Here is a 21,491-nt window from a genome sequence, read left to right as displayed (position 1 = left end):
GGTAGCACAGTGGGTATTTCCCCTTGGGCTGTGAGAAAGCATGCGGTTCACTTCGTCCCCCCGTACCCGCGGGGTTGCTGCCGCACAGTTCCTGGCCAGCGCCGCGTTTCTCGCCTCCAGCCTGCCTGCCCTTTCCCAAAGCGCACTACCCACCGCGCCCAGCGTCGCCGCCGGCGCGGCGAGCGTGGCGGCGACCTCTGCCACCAGCGTGCTGGTGACGCAGAGCTCGCGCAACGCCATCATCAACTGGGGCTCGTTCTCCGTCGGGGCCGGCAATTCCGTGCGCTTCGAGAACGGCACCGGGGCGACGCTGAACCGCGTCACCGGCTTCTCGCCCTCGCAGATCGACGGCTCGCTGTCGGCTTCGGGCAGCCTCTATCTCGTCAACCCCAACGGCGTCACCATCGGGGCGGACGGCAGCGTCCTCACCGGTGGCAGTTTCATCGCCTCCACCCATGATGTGTCGGATGGGGAGTTCATGGCCGGCGGCGCCATGACCTTCCGCGGCACCAGCACCGCGTCGATCACCAATTACGGCACCATCGGCGCGCTCGGCGGCGATGTGGCGCTGATCGCCCGCAAGGTGGACAATGCCGGCACCATCACCGCGCCCGAGGGCACGGCGGCACTTGTCGCCGGCTATGAGGTTCTGGTGCGGGACGGCGCGCTCTCCGACGGCAAGTTCGTGGTCAAGGTCGGCGGGGCGGACACCGAGGCGACCACGCGCGGGGTGATCAAGGCGGCCGAGGTCGAGCTGAAGGCCAATGGCGGCAATGTCTATGCGCTGGCCGGCAACACCACCAGCCTGACCAAGGCGACGGGCGTGGCGACCAAGGGCGGGCGGGTGTTCCTCACCGCCGGCGCGGGCGGGTCGGTCAGCGTCAGCCAGAAGGTCTCGGCCCGCAAGGCGAATGGCAAGGGCGGCTCGATCAAGGTTTCCGGCACCAAGGTGAAGGTCGCCGGCACGCTCGACGCGGCGGGGAAGAAGGCCGCGGGCGGCTCCATCGTGGTGGAGGGTAGCGATATCACCCTCAACAGCGCCGCCCTGCTCGATGCCTCCGGCACAAATGGCGGGCTGGTGCTGGTCGGCGGCGACTACCAGGGCGGCAAGGATGCCGCCAAGAACCATCTGGGCGAGGCGGTGGCCACCGCGCAGACGGTGACGGTGGAGGCCGGCGCGCGCATCCAGGCCTCCGGCACGGCCGGGGCGGGCGGCAATGTGGTGGTGTGGTCGGATGTGCGGACATCCTTTGCCGGCTCCATAATCGCCACCGGCGCCGGCACCGGCGCGGGCGGCGATGCGGAAGTCTCCGGCAAGGCGCAGCTCGCCTTCACCGGCACGGCGGACTTGACCAGCGCCAGCGGCCAGTTCGGTACGCTGCTGCTCGACCCCTATAATCTTACCATTTCCAACGCTGCCGACAGCACCATGTCGGGCTTCAGCGCCAATGGCGATGACAGCGTGCTCAACGTGACGACGCTGACTAATGCGCTCGCCACCGCCAATGTCGTGGTCACAACAGGCACCGGCGGCAGCCAGGCCGGCACCATCACGGTGGCGGATGCGGTGAGCTGGTCCAGCGGCTCGACGCTGACGCTCTCGGCTTATGGCAGCATCGCGGTGAACGCGAATCTCGCCGGCGGCTCCGGCTCCAGCATCATTCTGCGCGCCGACAATACCGGCACCGGGGTGGGCACGGTGACCTTCGGGTCCGGCGTGAGCGCGACGGCTGATGGCGGCGTGTCGCTTTATTACAACCCGTCGAGCTATACGGCGGCGACCGACTATTCCGGCAATGCGGGCGCAAGCACGACGCTCACCGCCTATATGCTGGTGAACACGGTCGATAATCTCCAGGCCATCAACACCAACCTTTCCGGCACCTATGCGCTCGGCCGCGACATCGACGCCAGCGCGACGGCGACGTGGAATTCGGGCGCGGGCTTCGTGCCGATCGGAAATGAGAACGCGACGTTCACCGGAACGCTCGACGGGCTGGGGCACGTCGTCACCGGGCTGGTCATCTATAGGCCGACCACGGATTATGTCGGCCTGTTCGGCTTTGCCAACTATGGCTCGGCGATCCGCAATCTCGGCCTCGTCGGCGGCAGCGTGGTTGGCAATAGCAGCGTGGGCGCGCTGGCAGGCTTGGCGGCCGGCCAAGTCTCCAACGTGTCGAGCAACCTGTCCGTGGTGGGCAGCGGAATCTTTGTCGGCGGCCTCGTCGGACTCAATGCCGGCGGCGGCGGCGGCATCTTTGACTCGTCCGCAACCGGGTCCGTGAGCGGCGTCGATTATGTCGGAGGGATTGCCGGAAACTCGCAGGCGTCCATAACCCGGTCCTATGCGACGGGAGCGGTGAATGGCCGAAATTACGTCGGCGGCCTTGCCGGCTCCACTGGAGACATGGTCTCCGAGAGCTATGCCACGGGAGCGGTGACGGCCACGGGCGACACTGTCGGCGGACTGGTCGGCTTGAACGGCATGGCCGTGCAGAACTCCTATGCGACCGGCGCCGTCACGGGTGGATCCAACACTGGCGGGCTCGTCGGCACCAATTATGGTCTGGTGCAGAACTCCTACGCGCTCGGAAGCGTCACCGGCACCACCAATGTGGGCGGTCTCGTCGGGGCCAATTGGGACGCCACCATCGACACGACGTATGCCACCGGCATCGTCACGGGCACGAGCGCGGTCGGCGGCCTTGTCGGCACCAATACCACCTGGGGAACCGTCAGCAGCTCCTATTGGGACATTGACACCACCGGCCAGGCCCATTCCGCCGGCTCGGACGACAGCTATGGCCTCACCACGGCGCAGGCGCGCGACGCCGCCTCCTATGTCGGCTGGGACTTCGACACGGTCTGGTTCCAGTCCGCCGACATGCGCCCGATCCTGCGCTCCGAGGCGGCGGCGGCGGTCGATGGCGTCATCACCGTCACCAACCTGCACCAGCTGGCGCTGGTGGCGACCAATCTCGACGCGGACTATGTGCTCGCCGGCGATATCGACGCTGCCGCCACCTATGGCGCGAATGCCTCGGATATCTGGGGCGCGGGCGGCTTCGTGCCGATCGGCAGCGCATCGGACGCTTTCACCGGCACATTCGACGGCGCGGGTCACACCATCGACGGGCTCGTGATCAACCGGGCGAGCACAGACAATGTCGGCCTGTTCGGGTCCATCAGCGGGGATGCCTTCCTGAACGATGTCGGCCTGGTCGCCGCCAGCGTGAAGGGGCGCGACAATGTCGGCACGCTGGTCGGCTCCATGGACGGCGGAAGCGTGACCGGGGCCTATGCGTCCGGGTCTATGTTGGGCGGAAGCTATGTAGGGGGGCTGATCGGCAAGGCTTCCGGGGGAACCGTCACCGGCTCCCATGCCGCCGTGAGCGTGAGGGCGCCGAACGGCAATTATGTCGGCGGTCTCATCGGTCGAAGCGATGTCGCAATCGCGACTTCCTACGCGACCGGCGCGGTGAGCAACGGCGCGACCTATGTCGGCGGTCTGGTCGGCTACGCGACAGCCGCGATCACCGATAGTTACGCGAGCGGCGAGGTGACCGGCCAAAACCAAGTCGGCGGGCTGGTCGGGCGAAGCGAAGGCGCGGTCTCCAACGGCTACGCCACCGGCAAGGTCAAGGCCAGCAGCGAATATGCGGGCGGCCTGATCGGCTATGCCACCGGCAACGTCACCAAGAGCTACGCGCTGGGTGACGTGAACGCCGGCGGCAGCGCGGGCGGGCTGATCGGGCTCGCGGCGTCGGGAACCATCACCCAAGCCTATGCCACCGGCAAAGTCACCGGCTTTAGCGCAACTGGCGGCTTTATCGGAACCAATAGCGGCGCCACCATCGTCTCCTCCTATTGGGACAAGCAAACCTCCAACATGCTGGGAGGTGTCGGTTCCGGCAGCTCCAGCGGCCTGACCGGCCTCACCACCGCGCAGGCCCGCAATGCCGCCTCCTATGTCGGCTGGGATTTCGCCAATGACTGGTACCAGGCCGGCGACATGCGCCCGATCCTGCGCTCGGAAGCCGCGAGCGCGGTGGATGGCGTCATCACCGTCACCAACCTGCACCAGCTGGCCCTGATCGGGACAAATCTCGCCGGCAGCTATGTGCTCGCCGGCGATATCGACGCCACCGCCACAGCGGGCACCAATGCCGCCGGCATCTGGAGCACGAAGGGCTGGATGGCGATCGGCAGCGACACCACCGCCTTCACCGGCACGCTCGACGGCGACAGCCATGGCATTGCCGGGCTGACCATCGCGCGCGACAGCGATTACAATGGTTTGTTCGGCTATGCCGGCACCAGCGCCGTGTTCCGCGACCTGACGCTTTCAGGCGGCAGTATTTCCGGCCTGGGGACCAATACGGGCGGGCTGGTCGGCTACAGCAAGGGCACCATCATCAATGTCGTCTCGGGTGTGTCCGTTGCAGGTTCGAACAATATAGGCGGCCTGGTCGGCACGCTTGACGGTGGCAGCATTTCGGGATCGAGCGCGTCCGGCACGATCACCGGTGATCTGGCCGGCGGCCTGGTCGGATCTGTCACGGGCGGCACCATTTCGAACTCCTCCGCCAGCGGGACCGTCGGGACCGCGGGCGAAACCTCGGGCAATTCGAAAGGCGGGCTGATCGGCTACCTCGCCGGAAGCACGCTCACCAACAGCCATGCCACGGGAAATGTCACCGGCGGCTATTCCGTGGGCGGCCTGATCGGCTGGCTGGACGGGTCGAGCGTCACCGGTTCCTTCGCCACGGGCACGGTGGAGGGCGCGGGCTATGCGGGTGGCCTGGTCGGCGAAGACCAGAATGGCTCCATTGCGCAATCCTACGCCACCGGCTCGGTCTCGGGCAATGAACGGGCGGGTGGGCTGGTCGGCTCTGTGAGCGGCACCACCATCACGCAAAGCTACGCCAGCGGTGCCGTATCGGGCGGCCAAGCCATTGGCGGCCTGGTGGGGACCCTGGACGGGGGAAGCATCGAGCAGAGCTATGCCCTCGGTTCTGTGACCGGGCGTGACAACAAGGTCGGCGGGCTCGTCGGCGAGGCGGCGCAAGGCACGATCTCGCAGGCCTATGCCTCCGGCGCGGTTTCCGCCGAGGGGTCGGGCGCGGACCTCAGCACCTTCGGCGGGTTGATCGGCGAGAACAATAGCGTAACCGTCACCTTGTCCTACTGGGACATGGGGACCAGCGGCCAGTCCAGCGGCGTCGGCACGGGTTCCGCCGACGGCGTGACCGGCCTCACCACCGTTGAGGCGCGCACCTCCGCCGCCTATGTCGGCTGGGACTTCGATACCGACTGGTACCAGGCCGGCGACATGCGCCCGATCCTGCGCTCGGAAGCGGCGGCGGCGGTGGATGGCGTCATCACCGTCTCGAACCTGCACCAGCTGGCGCTGATCGCCGTCGATCTCGGCGCGGATTATGTCCTGACCGCCGATATCGACGCCGCCGCCACAGCGGGCACGAATGCCGCCGATATCTGGAGCACGCAGGGCTGGGTGCCGCTCGGCAGCGCGGCCACGCCGTTCACCGGCACGCTCGATGGCGACGACCACACCATTTCCGATCTGACCATCGCCCGCAGCGCCAGTTATAAAGGCCTGTTCGGCTATGCCGGCACCAGCGCCGTGATCCGCGACCTGACGCTTTCCGGCGGCAGCATATCCGGCTCGGGCAACTATTCCGGCAGCCTGGTCGCCTACAATATGGGGACCATCAGCAACGTCGACTCCAGCGTCGCCGTCGCCGCCGTGAATTATGCCGGCGGGCTGGTCGGCTATAATGCCGGCGGCAGCATTTCCGGGTCGAGCGCCTCGGGTGTCGTGACGGGTTGGACCTCGGGCGGGCTGGTTGGCTTCAATACCGGTGCCATTTCGGACTCCTCCGCCAGCGGCAATGTCGGGCTGGCGAGCGACAATACGGTCGGCGGGCTGGTCGGCGAGAATGCCGGCGGCACGCTGACCAATGTCCAGGCGACGGGTACTGTCACCGGCAATTCGCCGATCGGCGGCCTGGTCGGGCAGCTGACGTCCGGCAGCATTATCAACGCCTCGGCCAGCGGCGACGTCACCGCCTTCTGGACCAATGCCGGCGGCCTTGTCGGCTATATGGTGGCGGGCAGCATCGCCGGCAGCACGGCCAGCGGCGACGTCACCCTCAACGCCAACTCCTCCTCCACAGCGGCGGGTGGGCTCGTCGGCCAGGGTGAAAATGGCACGATCGTCAGCTCCTCGGCGTCCGGCGCCGTGGTGGCGACCGCGGCGGAGCAGGCGACAGCGGGCGGCCTCGTCGGCTCGGCGGGGGCGATCGCGATCACCTCCAGCCATGCCACGGGCGACGTTTCCGCCGACGGCACCTACACGATGGCCGGCGGGCTGGTGGGCGATACCAACGCCACGATCGGCGACAGCTATGCCACCGGCGACGTGTCGAGCGCCGGCTATGCCGGCGGGCTGGCCGGCCGCAGCTCGGCCGCGATCACCGGGTCCCATGCCACCGGCACCATCACCGCCACCGGCGACTATGCCGGCGGGCTGGTGGGCTATGCGGGCGGCACCATCGGCAGCAGCTACGCGACCGGCGCTGTCTCCGGCACCGGCTATGTCGGCGGGCTGGCGGGCATCAACTATGCCGCGATCACCGGCTCCCATGCCAGCGGCGCCGTCACCGCCACCGACAGCTATTCCGGCGGGCTGGTCGGCTATGCGAACGCCACCATCGGCACGAGCTATGCCACCGGCGCCGTGTCGGGCACCGGCTATGTCGGCGGGCTGGCGGGCATCAATTATCAGGCGATCACCGCCTCCTACGCGCAGGGGAGCGTCACCGCCACCGACAGCTATTCCGGCGGGCTGGTCGGCTACGCCAACGCCACCATCGGCACGAGCCATGCCACCGGCGCCGTGTCGGGCACCGGCTATGTCGGCGGGCTGGCGGGCCGGAGCGCCGAGAGCATCACCGGTTCGCATGCGACCGGCAACGTCGCCGCCACGGCCGCCTCTTCCGGCGGGCTGGTGGGCTATGCCAATTTCCCCGTCTCCGACAGCTACGCCACCGGCGACGTCTCCGGCACCACCCAGGTCGGTGGGCTGATCGGCAATACCAGCACGCAGGGAACGCTGCAGCGGGTCTATGCCACCGGCGATGTCGCCGGCACCGGCGATTATGTCGGCGGTCTGGTCGGCATCTCCGGGGCGGCGATTTCCAATGCCTATGCCACCGGCGATGTCACCACCACGGGGGATTATGTCGGCGGGCTGGTCGGCTATCTCGAAGCCGGCCTGTCTCTCAGCCATGCCACCGGGGCCGTGAGTGGGGCGAGCACGGTCGGCGGCCTGGTCGGCTTGAGCGGTTCGGGCATCGGCATCACCACCTCCTATGCGTCGGGAAGCGTTGCCGGCACGAGCACTGTCGGCGGGTTCATCGGCCAGAGCAACGGTGCGATTTCCCAGAGCTATGCGCTCGGCGCCGTGTCCGGCACCGGCACTGTCGGCGGCTTCGTCGGCGACAACCGCACCAGCCTCGATCAGGTCTACGCCAGCGGGCACGTCACCGGCACCACCGCCACAGGCGGGCTGGTCGGGTCCAACAGTTCGACGATCACCTCGTCCTATTGGGACGAGGGCACCACCGGCCAGTCTGCCGCCGTCGGCACCGGCAGCGCCGACGGCGGCACCGGTCTCTCAACCGAGCAGGCGCGTGATGCCGCGTCCTATGTCGGCTGGGACTTCGACAACGTCTGGTACCAGACGGCGGATATGCGCCCGATCCTGCGGGCGGAAGCCGCGAGCGCGGTCAGCGGCGTCGTCACCGTTTCCAACCTGCACCAGCTGGCGCTGATCGGCACCAACCTCGAAGGCAGCTATGTGCTGGGAGCTAATATCGACGCCGCCGCCACGGCAGGCACCGACGCCGCCGGCATCTGGGGCGCCGGCGGCTTCGTGCCGCTCGGCAGCGATGCGGAGCGGTTTTTCGGCAGCTTCGACGGCCAGGGCCATATTATCTCGGGCCTGACGATCAACCGGCCGACGACCAATCATGTCGGCCTGTTCGGCTATGTCGCCGCCAACAAGACCATCACGAATGTCGGCCTCGTCGGCGGCAGCATCACCGGGCTGGATTATGTCGGCGGGCTGGTGGGGCAGCTGAACGGTAGGGCGTCCGAGGTCTATTCCACGGCCAGTGTGAGCGGCAGAAACAATGTCGGCGGCCTCATCGGTCAGTTCGGGGCGGCGGCGACGCTTTCCTATGCCTATGCCACAGGCCAGGTGAGCGGGAGCGATTCGGTAGGCGGGCTCGCCGGGTACATGGTCGGCGGCACCATCTCGCAGGTCTATGCCTCCGGAGCGGTTTCGGGCACGAGCAACATCGCGGGCCTGATTGGATTTCGAAACGGCGGCACCGTCACCCTCTCCTTCTGGGACATGGGCACCTCCGGCCATTCCAGCGCGACCGGCAGCGGTTCTTCCGACGGTATCACCGGCCTCACCACGGCAGAGGCCCGCACCTCCGCCGCCTATGTCGGCTGGAACTTCGACACGGTCTGGTACCAGACCGGCGACATGCGCCCCATCGGCCGCTGGGAAGCGGCGGAGGCGGTCGATGGCGTCATCACCGTCAATAATCTGCACCAGCTGGCGCTGATCGGCGCCGATCTCGGCGCGAATTATGTCCTGACCGATGATATCGACGCCTCGGCCACCGAGGGCACGGATGCCTCCGACATCTGGAGCACGTATGGCTGGCTGTCGCTCGGCAGCGAGGGCGATGCCTCCACCGCCTTCACCGGTTCGCTGGACGGACAGGGCCACGACATTGCCGGCCTGACCATTGCGCGCAACGCCAATTACAACGGCCTGTTCGGCTATGCCGAAACCAGCGCGGTGTTCAGCGACCTGACGCTTTCAGGCGGCAGTATTTCCGGCTCGCTCCTCTATTCCGGCGGCCTGGTCGCCTACAGCAAGGGCACCATCAGCAACGTCGTCTCCGGCGTCGCCGTCGCCGCCACCAACTATGCCGGCGGGCTGGCCGGCTACAATGACGGCGGCACGATTTCCGGATCGAGCGCCTCGGGTGTCGTGACGGGCTGGACCTCCGGCGGGCTGGTTGGCACCAACACCGGCGCCATCTCGGACTCCTCCGCCAGCGGCGATGTGGGTCTGTCGACCGACAATACCGTCGGCGGCCTGGTCGGGCAGAACAGCGGCACGCTCACCAATGTCCAGGCGTCGGGCGCTGTAACCGGCAATTCGCCGATCGGCGGTCTGGTCGGCCAGATGGATTCCGGCAGCATCACCAATGGCTCGGCCAGCGGCGATGTCACCGCCTTCTGGGACGCCGCCGGCGGACTGGTCGGCTTTATGCTGGATGGCAGCATCACCGGCAGCACCGCCAGCGGCGACGTCACCCTGAATGCGAATTCGTCCTCCACAGCGGCGGGTGGGCTCGTCGGCAAGGCTGACTATGGCACGATCACCGGCTCCTCGGCGTCCGGCGCCGTGGTGGCGACCGTGTCGGACGAGGCGACGGCGGGCGGCCTTGTCGGCTCGGCCGGCGGGATGAACATCACCAACAGCTCCGCGACCGGCACGGTGTCGGCCTCGGGTGGGACCACGATAGCTGGCGGGCTGGCGGGCTCCAGCTACGGCACGATCGAAAACAGCTATGCGACGGGTAGTGTTGCGGGCGCCGGTCAGGTCGGCGGGCTCGTGGGCTGGAGCGCCGGCTCGATCACCGCCTCCTATGCCACGGGGGCCGTGACGGCCACCGACCAGGAGGCGGGCGGCCTCGTTGGACGCAATGAGGGGTCGATCTCCTCCTCCTATGCCACCGGGGCGGTGAGCGGGCAGGGCGACAAGGTGGGCGGGCTGGTCGGCACCAGCACCGGTTCAATCACCCTGTCCTATGCGTCGGGAGCGGTGGAAGGGCAAGCCAACAGCGTCGGCGGGCTGGTCGGCTGGAATGACGGCGGCAGCCTAACGAGCGTCTATGCCACCGGCAGCGTCTCGGGCGTGATGTATATCGGTGGCCTTGTCGGCTGGAATGCCGGTGATATCAGCCAGGCTTACGCCACGGGAGCGCTGACGGCCTCGGACGGATTTGTCGGCGGTCTGGCCGGGGTGCAGCAGACCGGCACCGTCACCGCCTCGTTCTGGGATACCGATACGACCGGGCAGGAGTTCGCCTTCGGCTCCGGCATCAGCTCCGGCGCCACCGGCCTGACCACCGCCCAATTCCAGGACACCGCCAGCTTCATGACGCTGGCCGGCGGCCAGGGCTGGGATTTCACCACCGTCTGGGCCCCGCCCAGCGCCGGCTATTATCCGCAGCTCTATGCGGTGAACGCGGTGGTCTGGGTGGACACCACGGCCTCCAGCTCGACCTATGGCGACAGCACCGCCACCGTCACCTCGGCCAGCGGCGTCGGCGGGCCGGCCAGCTATGTCTTCGGCAGCGCGGATGACACCGTGACCCTCACGGGCGGCACGATCACGGTCGATCCAACCACCAATGCCGGGACCCAGTCGGTCGCCCTCGCGTCGCAGAACGGGTCGGCCACCAGCACGGATGGCGTGAGCTATCGCGTCTTCTATTACGGCACCAATTCGGCGACGGTCGCGCAGGCGACGCTGACCGTGACCGCCGATAATGGCGACATGGTCTATGGCGACGCGGTGCCGAGCCTCGGCTACACGACCTCGGGCTGGAAGAACGACCAGACCGGGGCGCTGCTGACCGGGGTGGACGTGACCACCGACGCGACCTCGCTGTCCAATGTCGGCGACAGCTATCTCACCACGGCTTCAGGCGGCACGCTGTCGGGGGCGGCATCGGGCAATTACGCGCTGACCTATGTCCAGGGCAGCTTCGCGGTGACGCAGGCGACGCTGACCGTGACCGCCGATAATGGCGAGATGGTCTATGGCGATGCGGTGCCGACGCTCGGCTACACGACCTCGGGCTGGAAGAACGACCAGACCGGGGCGCTGCTGACCGGGGTCGACGTCACAACCGACGCCACTTCGCTCTCGAATGTCGGCAGCAGCTACGTCACGACGGCGACGGGCGGCACGCTGTCGGGGGCGGCGAGCGGCAATTACGCGCTGACCTATGTCGCTGGCAGCTTCGCGGTGACGCAGGCGACGCTGACCGTGACCGCCGATAATGGCGAGATGGTCTATGGCGACGCGGTGCCGACGCTCGGCTACACCACCTCGGGCTGGAAGAACGACCAGACCGGGGCGCTGCTGACCGGGGTCGAGGTGAGCACCGACGCGACCTCGCTCTCCAATGTCGGCACCAGCTACGTCACGACGGCGACCGGCGGCACGCTGTCGGGGGCGGCCTCGGGCAATTACGCGCTGGCCTATGTCGCTGGCAGCTTCGCGGTGACGCAGGCAACGCTGACCGTGACCGCCGATAATGGCGACATGGTCTATGGCGACGCGGTGCCCACGCTCGGCTACACCACATCAGGCTGGAAGAACGACCAGACCGGGGCGCTGCTGACCGGGGTGGACGTGAGCACCGACGCGACCTCGCTCTCCAATGTCGGCACCAGCTACGTCACGACGGCGACCGGCGGCACGCTGTCGGGGGCGGCCTCGGGCAATTACGCGCTGGCCTATGTCGCTGGCAGCTTCGCGGTGACGCAGGCAACGCTGACCGTGACCGCCGATAATGGCGACATGGTCTATGGCGACGCGGTGCCCACGCTCGGCTACACCACATCAGGCTGGAAGAACGACCAGACCGGGGCGCTGCTGACCGGGGTGGACGTGAGCACGGATGCGACCTCGCTCTCGAATGTCGGCACCAGCTACGTCACGACGGCAACAGGGGGCACGCTGTCGGGGGCGGCCTCGGGCAATTACACGCTGACCTATGTCCAGGGCAGCTTCGCGGTGGAGCAGGCGACGCTGACCGTGACCGCCAATAATGGCGACATGGTCTATGGCGACGCGGTGCCGAGCCTCGGCTACACCACCTCGGGCTGGAAGAACGACCAGACCGGGGCGCTGCTGACCGGGGTGGACGTGACCACCGACGCGACCTCGCTGTCCAATGTCGGCAGCAGCTACGTCACGACGGCGACGGGCGGCACGCTGTCGGGGGCGGCGTCGGGCAATTACGCGCTGACCTATGTCGCTGGCAGCTTCGCGGTGACGCAGGCGACGCTGACCGTGACCGCCGATAATGGCGAGATGGTCTATGGCGATGCGGTGCCGACGCTCGGCTACACCACCTCGGGCTGGAAGAACGACCAGACCGGGGCGCTGCTGACCGGGGTGACGGTGAGCACGGATGCGACCTCGCTCTCGAATGTCGGCGACAGCTATCTCACCACGGCGACCGGCGGCACGCTGTCGGGGGCGGCCTCGGGCAATTACGCGCTGACCTATGTCCAGGGCAGCTTCGCGGTGGAGGCGCGGGCCATCACCGTGACCGCCGACGCGCAGGCCATGATTTATGGCAATGCCGTGCCGGATCTGACCTATGAGATCACCTCGGGCGATCTGGTCAATGGCGACAGCCTCGCCGGGGCGCTGGCGACGACAGCCTCGTCGACATCAAATGTCGGCACCTATGCCATCACCCAGGGCACGCTCAGCGCCTCCTCCAACTACGCGCTGACCTATGTCGCGGCTGATGTGACGATCGACCAGCGGGGCGTGACGGTCGTCGCTGACAACCAGTCCATGCTGTCGGGTGCGCCGGTGCCGGTGCTGACCTACACACTGGCCAGCGGCAGCCTGGTGAATGGCGATGCCTTCACCGGCGCGCTGGCGACCACGGCCACGTCCGGCTCGTCGCCCGGCCTCTACCCGATCCTGCAGGGCAGCCTCTCGCTCTCGGCCAATTATGCTATGACCTATGTGCCCGGCGAACTTGCCGTTCTCAACACTCAGCCCGTCATCATCGTACCGCCGAGCGTGTTCGTTCCCCAGACGCCGCAGGACCAGTGGGTGGTGACGATGGACACCTTCGTCCTGGTGAGCGAGAGCGAGCAAGGCACGGATGACGACGAGGACGGCTCGGCGCGTGCGTGCGAAGGCGGTCCGGCGGTCTGTGCCAGCCTGCCTCACCCGGACAATCGCTTCTTTGGCCGCTGGCTGGCCTTCAACGTGCCGTGAGGACCGCCATGCCTGCCGCCGCCCTCACTCCCCGCTTGCTGGTCGGCGCGGCGCTTGCGCTGCTGGCCGGCCTCGGCGTGTCGCCGGCGCAGGCGCAGCGCGTGGCGCCGATCGAGCGCAATCTGCCGCCGGTCATTTCCGGCCAGGGGGGCGTCGTGCTTGGCCCGCAGGATCTTGCCGGCAGCGCCGATGACAGCCCGCTCGGCATCCTGCTGGCCGGTCTCACGCTGGTCGGGCCGACCGAAGGCCTCCCGTCGCGGCCGGCGCCCGGCATCCGTGTTGGCAGTATCGGCGCGATCGAGCGCCTGCCGCTGGAAAAGGCGCTGGCGCCGTTCCTGGGCCAGTCGCTCACCCTCAAGCGCATCAGCGAGATCCAGGCGGCCATCGCCAAGGCCTATCGCGCGGCCGGCTATCCTTTCGTTTCGGTGGTGCTGCCGCCGCAGGAAGTGACCGGGGGCGTGCTGGTGCTGCGGGTGGTGGAATTCCGCACCGGCGCCATCCGGGTGATCGGGGCGACGCCGGGAACCGAGGCCGATCTGACCGCGCGGCTGCGCGCCGCGCCCGGCCAGCGCATCTGGGCGCCCGCGCTGGATGAAGACCTGACCTGGCTCAACCGCCATCCCTACCGCACGGTCAATGCGGTGTTCGCGCCCGGCGACGATCTCGGGCTGAGCACGCTGACGCTGGAGGTCACGCCGCAGAAGCCGTGGCAGATCTTCTCCGGCGCGTCCAATACCGGCACGCATTCGACCGGCTTCGACCGCTACTATGCCGGCTTTGGAGCCATGCTTCCGGGGCTGCCGGAGAGCTTCGTGTCCTATCAGGTCACCGGCAGCGCGGATTTCTGGGCCGACCCCGCTTCCGTGGGCGCGGGCGCCACGCAGCCGAACTATTACAGCCAGTCCGCCCGCGTGGTGATCGGCACCGGGGCGCGCCAGAGCGTGGAAATCGCGCCCAACTATGTCGCCACCCGGCAGAACGAGGTGGGCACCGTCTTCGCCTTCGACAATATGACGTTTGAACTGCCGATCATCTACCGCACGGCGATCTCCAACCTGCTGCCGGGTGTGTTCGCCGGTGATCTCATCGTCGGCGCGTCCGGCAAGACGGTGTCACGTGGCAGCTATTTCGATGGCGCCGACATTGGCGGCGCCTCGGCCGATCTGTTCCAGATGATGTTGGGCTGGGTGGTGGCGCGCTCCGACGCATGGGGCACGACCAGCCTCGAGGCGCGGCTGGTGGCCAATCCGGGCGGGGTGCTGGGCGGCAACACCGCGGCCGACTGGAGCGCCTATTCCGCCGGGCGCGTCACCGACCTGACCTATGTCTATGGCGGCGCCGACATCACACGGCTGACGCGGCTGCCCAAGGGCCTGTCCTGGGTGAGCCAGCTCTCGGGGGTCGCGGCCGGCCAGCCGCTGCCGAGCACGGAGCAGCTGAGCCTGGGCGGCCTGTATGCGACGCGGGGCTACACGCTGGACGATGCCACGGTGGATACCGGCTTCGTCTGGCGCAACGAACTGCGCACCCCGGCCTTCCCGCTGCTCTCGAAGCTCGGTGTGGCGAACGTCACCGACGAGGTTTCGCCCTACGCCTTTCTCGATGTCGGCTGGGGGCATCTGTTCGGCTATGAGAGCGAACTCGGCCCCGTGGCGCATGAGGATTTCTCGCTTGCCGGCGTCGGCCTCGGCGTCGACTACACGTTCAACCGGAACCTGACCGCCAGCCTGGTCGCCGGCGTCGCCCTGACCGATGCGATCTACAGCCGGCCGGGCGATATCACGGTTCAAGCCCGCATCTATGTCAGCTATTAAGTCCGGGAGCCTGTGCCGGGCCGACGCCCTCCCGCCGCGCGGCAGCGCCTTGGGAGCCGCGCGGCGCCGGTGCGCCGACCCGGGCGACCTGACGCGGCTGTCGCCGGGTGCCCGGCGGAAAACTGCTTTTGACGTGAGGAAACATCCATGACATCCACCGCCGCTTCCGCCCTGCCGCTGTTCTACCGGAACCCGATGCTGCTGCGCAGCCAGGAGCACGGCACGTTCGGTTTGCGCCGGGCGCATGATTTCCGCTTCGCCGCCGACACCGCCGTGGTGCCGCTGGTGGCCAGCGAATTCGCGCCGGCGAGCCGCCACTACCCCATCGTCTTCGCGCCCGACGCCACCGCCACGCCGCTCGCCGTGCTGGGCGTGGCAGCGGGGCGCAACCTGTTCGTCGATGGCGACGGCCAGTGGCGGGCGGGGGCCTATGTGCCCGGCTATGTGCGCCGCTACCCCTTCGTGCCGATGACCAATGAGAACGGCGGAGCGCCGATGCTGGCGGTCGACAGCGCCTCTCCGCGCGTGGTCAACCAGGTGTCCGGGGAGGAGGCGGACGCCTTCTTTGATGCCGCCGGAAAGCCCACGCCCACCAGCCAGGCGGCGATGGCGTTCTGCGAGAGCTACCGGATCGAGGCTCTGCGGATCGTCGCCTTCGCCAAGGCGCTGCTGGAGCACAAGCTGCTGGTCGATCGCTCGGTGCGGATCAACTACCACGCGCCGAAGGATTCCGCTGAGGCACCGCGTCCCGAGGCGGTCATCAATGGCTTCCGTATGGTGGACGAGGCGGCGTTCCGCGCCCTGCCGGCCGATGTGGCGGCGACGTTCCATGCCGAAGGCTGGAGTGATCTCGTGGTGCTGCACCTCGCCTCGCAGCTCGGCTGGCAGACGCTGGTGGAAGCCTCCGCTCCGAAGGCGGCCAAGGCCGCCGCTGCCGCCTGAGCGATCGACCCTTCGCCCGAAGCCGCCGGCGCGGCACCCCCCGCCCGGCGTGCGGCGCCGGACGGGGGCGGCTTTCCGACCGTCCCCGCTCGTCCCTGCGCCTGGCCGGGGCCCGCTCCTTGAAGGAAACACGACGAATGGCCCGTCCGCTTCGCCCCCTCCTGCTCGCCGCGCTGGGTTTTGCCGCGCTGGGAACTGCCGGCATGACCTCTGCCGCCATGACCCCGGCCTCGGCGCAGACGGCGCCCAAGCCCGCTGCGGCGGCGCCCAAGCCGGACGCCGCCAAGCCGGACGCCGCCAAGCCGGACGCCGCCAAGCCCGCCGACACGCTGCCGGGCGGAGCGACCTCGCTGCAGGAGAGCTTCGAGGACTGGACGGTGAATTGCGGCCTGCCGGGCGGGCGGCGCGTCTGCGTGCTGACGCAGGTGCAGACCGACCCGCAGAGCAAGAAGCGGGCGCTGACGATCGAGATCGGGGCTGCCGACGGCAAGAGCCTGACCGGCGTGCTGGCGCTGCCCTTCGGCATCGATCTGACGAGCGGGGCGACGATGCAGATCGACGCGGCCGCCCCGCTGCCGCCGCAGCCCTTCAGGGTCTGCCTGCCGGCGGGCTGCATGGTGCCGTTCGCCTTCGAGGGCGAGACGCTGGCGCAGATGAAGACCGGCCAGCAGCTGAAAATCACCACCCGCGCCTTCGAGGGCGGCCAGCCGCTGGCGTTCACCGTCTCGCTCAAGGGCTTCGCCGCCGGCCTCGCCCGGCTGCAGGCGCTGCTCTGAGCGGCGCGCGGCCGGCCTGAATCGAGCGGCAGCGGCCCCATGTACAAAACCCCGCCACCGCGAGGTGCGCGGGGTTTTTCATCTGGCGCTGGAAGGCGAGGAAAACGCCCGCGCGGCTCAGGCGCTAACGGTGCTGAGCAGCGTGTGGATGCCGCACTCGGTCTTGCCCTTGCCCCGCCAACGGCCGGCGCGGGACTCCTCGCCGGCGGCGGCGGCACGGCTGGTGCAGGGCATGCAGCCAACCGAGGTGAAGCCCTTGGCCAGCAGCGGATGGTCCGGCAGGGCGAAGTCCCGGTGCGCGGCTTCCACGCCCGCGCGGTCGAGATTGGCCAGCGGGTTGAACTTCAGGCGGGCGCCGTCGCGCTCGACCACCGGGATCGAGGCGCGCAGGCCGCCCTGGTAGCGCTTGCGCCCGTTCAGCCAGCCGTCGAAACCTTCCAGCGCCCGCGCCAGCGGCTCCACCTTGCGGATGCGGCAGCAGGTGTCGGGGTCGGTGAACCACAGGTCGCGCCCTTCATCGAGCGCCGCCACCCGGGCCGCATCGGGCTGGATGCTGCGCACATCGGTCAGGCCAAGCCGGGCGGCGAGCGTGTCGCGATAGGAAAGCGTTTCCTCGAACAGAAAGCCGGTGTCGAGGAAGATGACGGGGATCGAGCGGTCGACCTCAGCCGCATAGGCCAGCAGCACGGCGGATTCCGTGCCGAAGGAGGAGACGAGGCAGAGCCGGCCGGGCCCGAGCGTACGCAAGGCGGCGGCGATGATCTCGGTCGGGCCGGCATCGGCCAGCGCGCAGGCGAGGCCGCCCACTTCGTCGGTGCAGGGCGTGGCGGGGGCGAAATCCGTGCCGGGGCGCTGGAAGCTCATGAACGTACTCCCGGAAGGGTGCGGCCGAGACGCTGGCGCAGCAGGCTCGGCCGCGCATCGGTCGCCGGCTGGTAGAACACGGTGTAGGCCTGCACCGCCTCGTCGAAGGCCTCGGCGTCGGCGGTCTTGACCGCCTCGATCTGGTCGAAGCCGGAACGCTCCATCAGCAGGAACTGGTCGCGCAGCACATTGCCGATGGCGCGCAGCGGGCCGGTCCAGCCCAGCCGCTCGCGCAGCAGCCGCGCCTGGCTATAGGCGCGCCCGTCGCGGAAGGAGGGGAAGTTAAGCGCGATGAGCGCCAGCTGGTCGAGATAGGGCGCGATCTCGGCGATCGGCCGGCTGTTCGGCCAGATGAGGCCGATGGGTGCCTGCCGGCCTTTCAACGCCTCCGCCTCCTTCAGGAAACGGTCGAGGCCGATCAGCACCGGCGCGCCTTCCGGCAGCGCCTCGTCGTCATGCACGCGAACGAAGCTGTCCTCGACGATCTCGCCTTTTTCAATGAGCGGCATAGACGCGCTCCTTGAACGGCTCGACGCCGAGGCGGGCGACGGTGTCGATGAAGAGTTCCTGCGGCCCGGCGCGCAGCTCCATATAGGTGTCGACCACGTCCTCGACGAGGCCGGGCACCTGCTCATAGGACACCGCCGGCCCCAGCAGCGTGCCGAGCTGGGCGTGCTCGTCGGCGCGTCCGCCCAGGGTGATCTGGTAGAATTCCTGGCCGTTCTTCTCGACGCCGAGAATGCCGATATGGCCGACATGGTGGTGGCCGCAGGCATTGATGCAGCCGGAGATGTTGATGTGTAGCCGGCCGACGCCGCGCGCCCGGTCGAGATCGGCGAAGCGCTTGGCGATTTCCTGCGCCACCGGAATGGCGCGGGCATTGGCCAGCGCGCAGTAATCCAGCCCCGGGCAGGCGATGATGTCGTTGACGAGGTTGACGTTCGGCGTGGCGAGGCCGGCGGCGTCAAGCGCCGCCCACAGCGCCGGCAGGTCCTGCTGCGCCACATGCGGCAGGCACAGATTCTGCTCGTGGCCGACGCGGATCTCGCTGAAACCGTAGCGTTCGGCGAGGTCGGCGACCACGTCCATCTGGTCCGCCGTGGCGTCGCCCGGAGGGGCGCCGACGGGCTTCAGGGAAATGGTGACGATCGAATAACCGGGCACCTTATGGGCGTGCACGGAATTGCGGTGCCAGGTGGCGAAACGCGGGTCGGCCAATGCCTCGGTCAGCGCGGCCGGCTCGTTCTCCAGCGGCGCGAAGGCGGGGTAGATGAAGCGGTCGCGGATTTCGGCGATGGCCTCGTCGGTGAGGTGCAGCGCACCGTCGCGGATCGCCGCCCATTCGGCCTCGACCGCCTTGGAGAATTCCTCGGCGCCGATCTCGTGCACCAGGATCTTGATGCGCGCCTTGTAGATGTTGTCGCGGCGCCCGTACTGATTGTACACGCGCATGATCGCTTCGATGTAGCTCAGCAGCTCGCGCGCCGGCAGGAACGGGCGGATCGACTTGCCGACGAACGGCGTGCGGCCGAGCCCGCCGCCGACCAGCACCTCGAAGCCGAGTTCGCCCTCAGAATTGCGGTGCAGGCGCAGGCCGACATCGTGCACCTTGATCGCCGCACGGTCATGGCCGGCGGCGGTGATGGCGATCTTGAACTTGCGCGGGAGATAGGTGAATTCCGGGTGCAGCGTCGAGTACTGGCGCAGGATCTCCGCCCAGATGCGCGGGTCGTCGCATTCTTCCGGCGTCGCGGCGGCCCACTGGTCGGTGGTGACGTTGCGGATGCAGTTGCCCGAGGTCTGGATGCCGTGGACGCCGACCTCGGCCAGCGCGGCCATCGCTTCGGGCAGCTCGTCCAGCTTGATCCAGTTGAACTGGATGTTCTGCCGGGTGGTGAAATGGCCGTAGCCGCGATCATAGACGCGCGCGACATGGGCCATGCGGCGCAGCTGGGCGGCGTTCAGCGTGCCATAGGGGATGGCGATCCGCAGCATATAGGCATGCAGCTGCAGATAGACGCCGTTCATCAACCGCAGCGGCTTGAACTCGTCTTCCGAGAGCGCGCCGGACAGGCGGCGGCCGACCTGATCGCGGAACTCGGCGACACGTTCGGCCAGAAAGGCGCGGTCGAATTCATCATAGGCATACATGTCAGCGATCGGCCTTGTGCGTCAGTGAGGCAGTTCGAAGGTCGGGCCGTCGACGCGGATGCGCTCGCGCAGATTGCCCGGGGAGAGCGCGCCATCGGCACCGATGATGACCGGCGCCACATAGGGCCCGACGGCGTCGAGATCGCGCTGGCCGGCTTCCGTCAGCAGGGCGATGGCGGCATCGGCGGTCGTCACCACGGCGGCGTCCGCCAGCTCCACCGACCAGCCGCCGGCAGGCGTGCGCCACACCACGGCGCCGTCGGTGAGACGGTTGGCGGTGACGGCGACGGGGCCGTTGACCTTCAGTTTCTGCTGTTGCGGCGCGGCCATGCGCTATTCCCTCTCATCTCTGGGTTAATTTCCTATCACACCAATTTAGAACGTACAAAAGAAATAAATGCACAAGTATGACGTGTAATTAGGGTGATGGCCTTGGCTGTCGTGGATTCTAGATGGGAGATGATGAAGATATTGGTGCCGGAGATAGTGGCGAAGAGCCGTCACCGAAGAGCCATGCGCGATCCCGGATCGGCCTGCGGCCGTCCGGGATGACGATGGCCGTTGGATGGGAGGCCCCCCCCCACCCCTCCTCAGATAATGTTCAGCTCCGCATGCGGGCGTCCGGCCGCGATCCGTTCATAGGAGAACACGCCGAGATCGAGCGAGAGCGAGCTTCCATGCACCAGCCATTCGGCGATGGCGCGGCCGGCGGCGGGGGCCTGTTGCAGGCCGTGGCCGGAGAAGCCGTTCATGAAGTAGAAGTTCGCCACCTCCGGGTGCGGGCCGATCACCGCGTTGTGGTCCAAGAGGTTCATCTCGTAATGCCCGGCCCAGGCGCGCACCACCTTCAGCTCCTCCATCGCCGGGATGCGATGGGCGAGGTTCGGCCAGATGTTCTCCTCGAACACCGACCAGTCGACCTCGAAATCGCCGTCCGCGTCGGGGTCATTGTCTTCTGCCGGCGGCGCGCCGCAGATCTGGTAGGCGCCTTCGGGCCGGATATAGAAGCCGGAGGGGTCGACCAGCAGCGGCAGCTTTTCGATCGGCGTGCGGCAATGCACGACGAAGACGCAGCGCTTCTTGCCCTCGACGGGGAGGGGAATGCCCGCCATAGCGGCCACCCGCCCGGCGCGCGGCCCGGCAGCGTTGACCAGCGCGCCGCAACTGAGGCTTCGCCCGTCCGCCAGCGTCGCGCCCGTGATGCGCGCGCCGTCACGGGTGAGGCCGACCACCTCGCCGGTGATGAAATGCGCTCCCTGCGCCTTTGCCGCCGCGCGCAGGCAGGCGAGCAAAGCGTGGGCGTCGAACCAGCCCTCGCCCGAGCGGCCATAGGCGCCGGCGGCGAGATCCTCGACATTCAGCCAGGGGAAGGTCGCTTTCAGTTCGGCGGGGTCGAGCAGCGCGATGTCGGCGCCCTCCTGCTGCTGGACGCGGTGATTGGCGGTGAGGATCGGCAATCCGGCCGCGCTGGCGAGAATGAGATAGCCGCCCTCGTGAAAGGCGAGATCGGTGTCCGGCCCGAAGCGCTCCTTGGCGCTCCTCAGGAAATCCAGCCCGAACAGCGACATGCGGATATTCTCCGGAATGGAGAATTGCTGGCGCAGCGAGGCGGCGGACAGAGTGGTGGAGGCCTGCGCGAAGCTGGGGTCACGTTCGATGACGCCGACCCGGCCGCGAAAGGCGGGATCGAGGGTGAGGAAGTAGGCGGTGGCGGCGCCCATGATCGCACCGCCCACGATGAGCACGTCGTAAGTCTCGTCCATGGCCTTGACCCATAAAGGCGGCGCGACCGGG

Annotated in this window: 9 protein-coding genes; 4 read left to right on the top strand and 5 right to left on the bottom strand. The window is 68.1% G+C overall.

All coding sequences use genetic code 11. The features are described from left to right. Nucleotides 1-40 precede the first annotated feature (40 nt). From A3M1_RS0105835 to A3M1_RS0105820, 4 genes are all read left to right on the top strand, one after another. A complete protein-coding gene (locus A3M1_RS0105835) occupies nucleotides 41-13,150 on the top strand; it encodes a GLUG motif-containing protein (RefSeq protein ID WP_018388015.1) in 13,110 nt (4,369 codons plus the stop codon). An 8-nt stretch (nucleotides 13,151-13,158) separates the two neighbouring features. After that, nucleotides 13,159-14,964 carry a ShlB/FhaC/HecB family hemolysin secretion/activation protein gene (locus tag A3M1_RS0105830; protein WP_018388014.1) on the top strand — a complete coding sequence of 602 codons (1,806 nt, stop codon included), beginning with the start codon at nucleotides 13,159-13,161 and terminating at the stop codon, nucleotides 14,962-14,964. 147 nt (nucleotides 14,965-15,111) lie between these two features. Then, nucleotides 15,112-15,906 (top strand): SapC family protein, encoded by a 795-nt coding sequence (locus A3M1_RS0105825; protein WP_018388013.1) that lies wholly within the window; start codon nucleotides 15,112-15,114, stop codon nucleotides 15,904-15,906. 137 nt (nucleotides 15,907-16,043) lie between these two features. After that, on the top strand, nucleotides 16,044-16,682 hold the full coding sequence (locus tag A3M1_RS0105820) for an invasion associated locus B family protein (RefSeq protein WP_018388012.1): 639 nt from the start codon (nucleotides 16,044-16,046) through the stop codon (nucleotides 16,680-16,682). 117 nt (nucleotides 16,683-16,799) lie between these two features. Here the strand turns inward: A3M1_RS0105820 and A3M1_RS0105815 are convergent, their stop codons facing one another. From A3M1_RS0105815 to A3M1_RS0105795, 5 genes are all read right to left on the bottom strand, one after another. Then, nucleotides 16,800-17,546 carry a phosphoadenylyl-sulfate reductase gene (locus tag A3M1_RS0105815; protein ID WP_018388011.1) on the bottom strand — a complete coding sequence of 249 codons (747 nt, stop codon included), beginning with the start codon at nucleotides 17,544-17,546 and terminating at the stop codon, nucleotides 16,800-16,802. After that, complete coding sequence (locus tag A3M1_RS0105810; protein ID WP_018388010.1) at nucleotides 17,543-18,055, bottom strand: DUF934 domain-containing protein; 513 nt, start codon at nucleotides 18,053-18,055, stop codon at nucleotides 17,543-17,545. The genes A3M1_RS0105815 and A3M1_RS0105810 overlap by 4 nt, the downstream gene beginning before the upstream one ends. Then, nucleotides 18,042-19,697 carry a nitrite/sulfite reductase gene (locus tag A3M1_RS0105805; protein ID WP_018388009.1) on the bottom strand — a complete coding sequence of 552 codons (1,656 nt, stop codon included), beginning with the start codon at nucleotides 19,695-19,697 and terminating at the stop codon, nucleotides 18,042-18,044. Before A3M1_RS0105805 ends, A3M1_RS0105810 begins: the two co-directional genes overlap by 14 nt. Nucleotides 19,698-19,718: 21 nt before the next feature. After that, the gene (locus tag A3M1_RS0105800) at nucleotides 19,719-20,027 is read right to left on the bottom strand and encodes a DUF2849 domain-containing protein (protein WP_018388008.1); all 309 of its coding nucleotides are present in this window, start codon (nucleotides 20,025-20,027) and stop codon (nucleotides 19,719-19,721) included. A 260-nt stretch (nucleotides 20,028-20,287) separates the two neighbouring features. After that, on the bottom strand, nucleotides 20,288-21,460 hold the full coding sequence (locus tag A3M1_RS0105795) for an FAD-binding oxidoreductase (protein ID WP_018388007.1): 1,173 nt from the start codon (nucleotides 21,458-21,460) through the stop codon (nucleotides 20,288-20,290). Nucleotides 21,461-21,491 lie beyond the last annotated feature (31 nt).

The organism is Ancylobacter sp. FA202 (genome assembly GCF_000380205.1).
In the GTDB taxonomy this organism is placed as follows: Bacteria; Pseudomonadota; Alphaproteobacteria; order Rhizobiales; family Xanthobacteraceae; genus Ancylobacter.
This window is presented reverse-complemented; position numbering and strand designations above follow the sequence as displayed.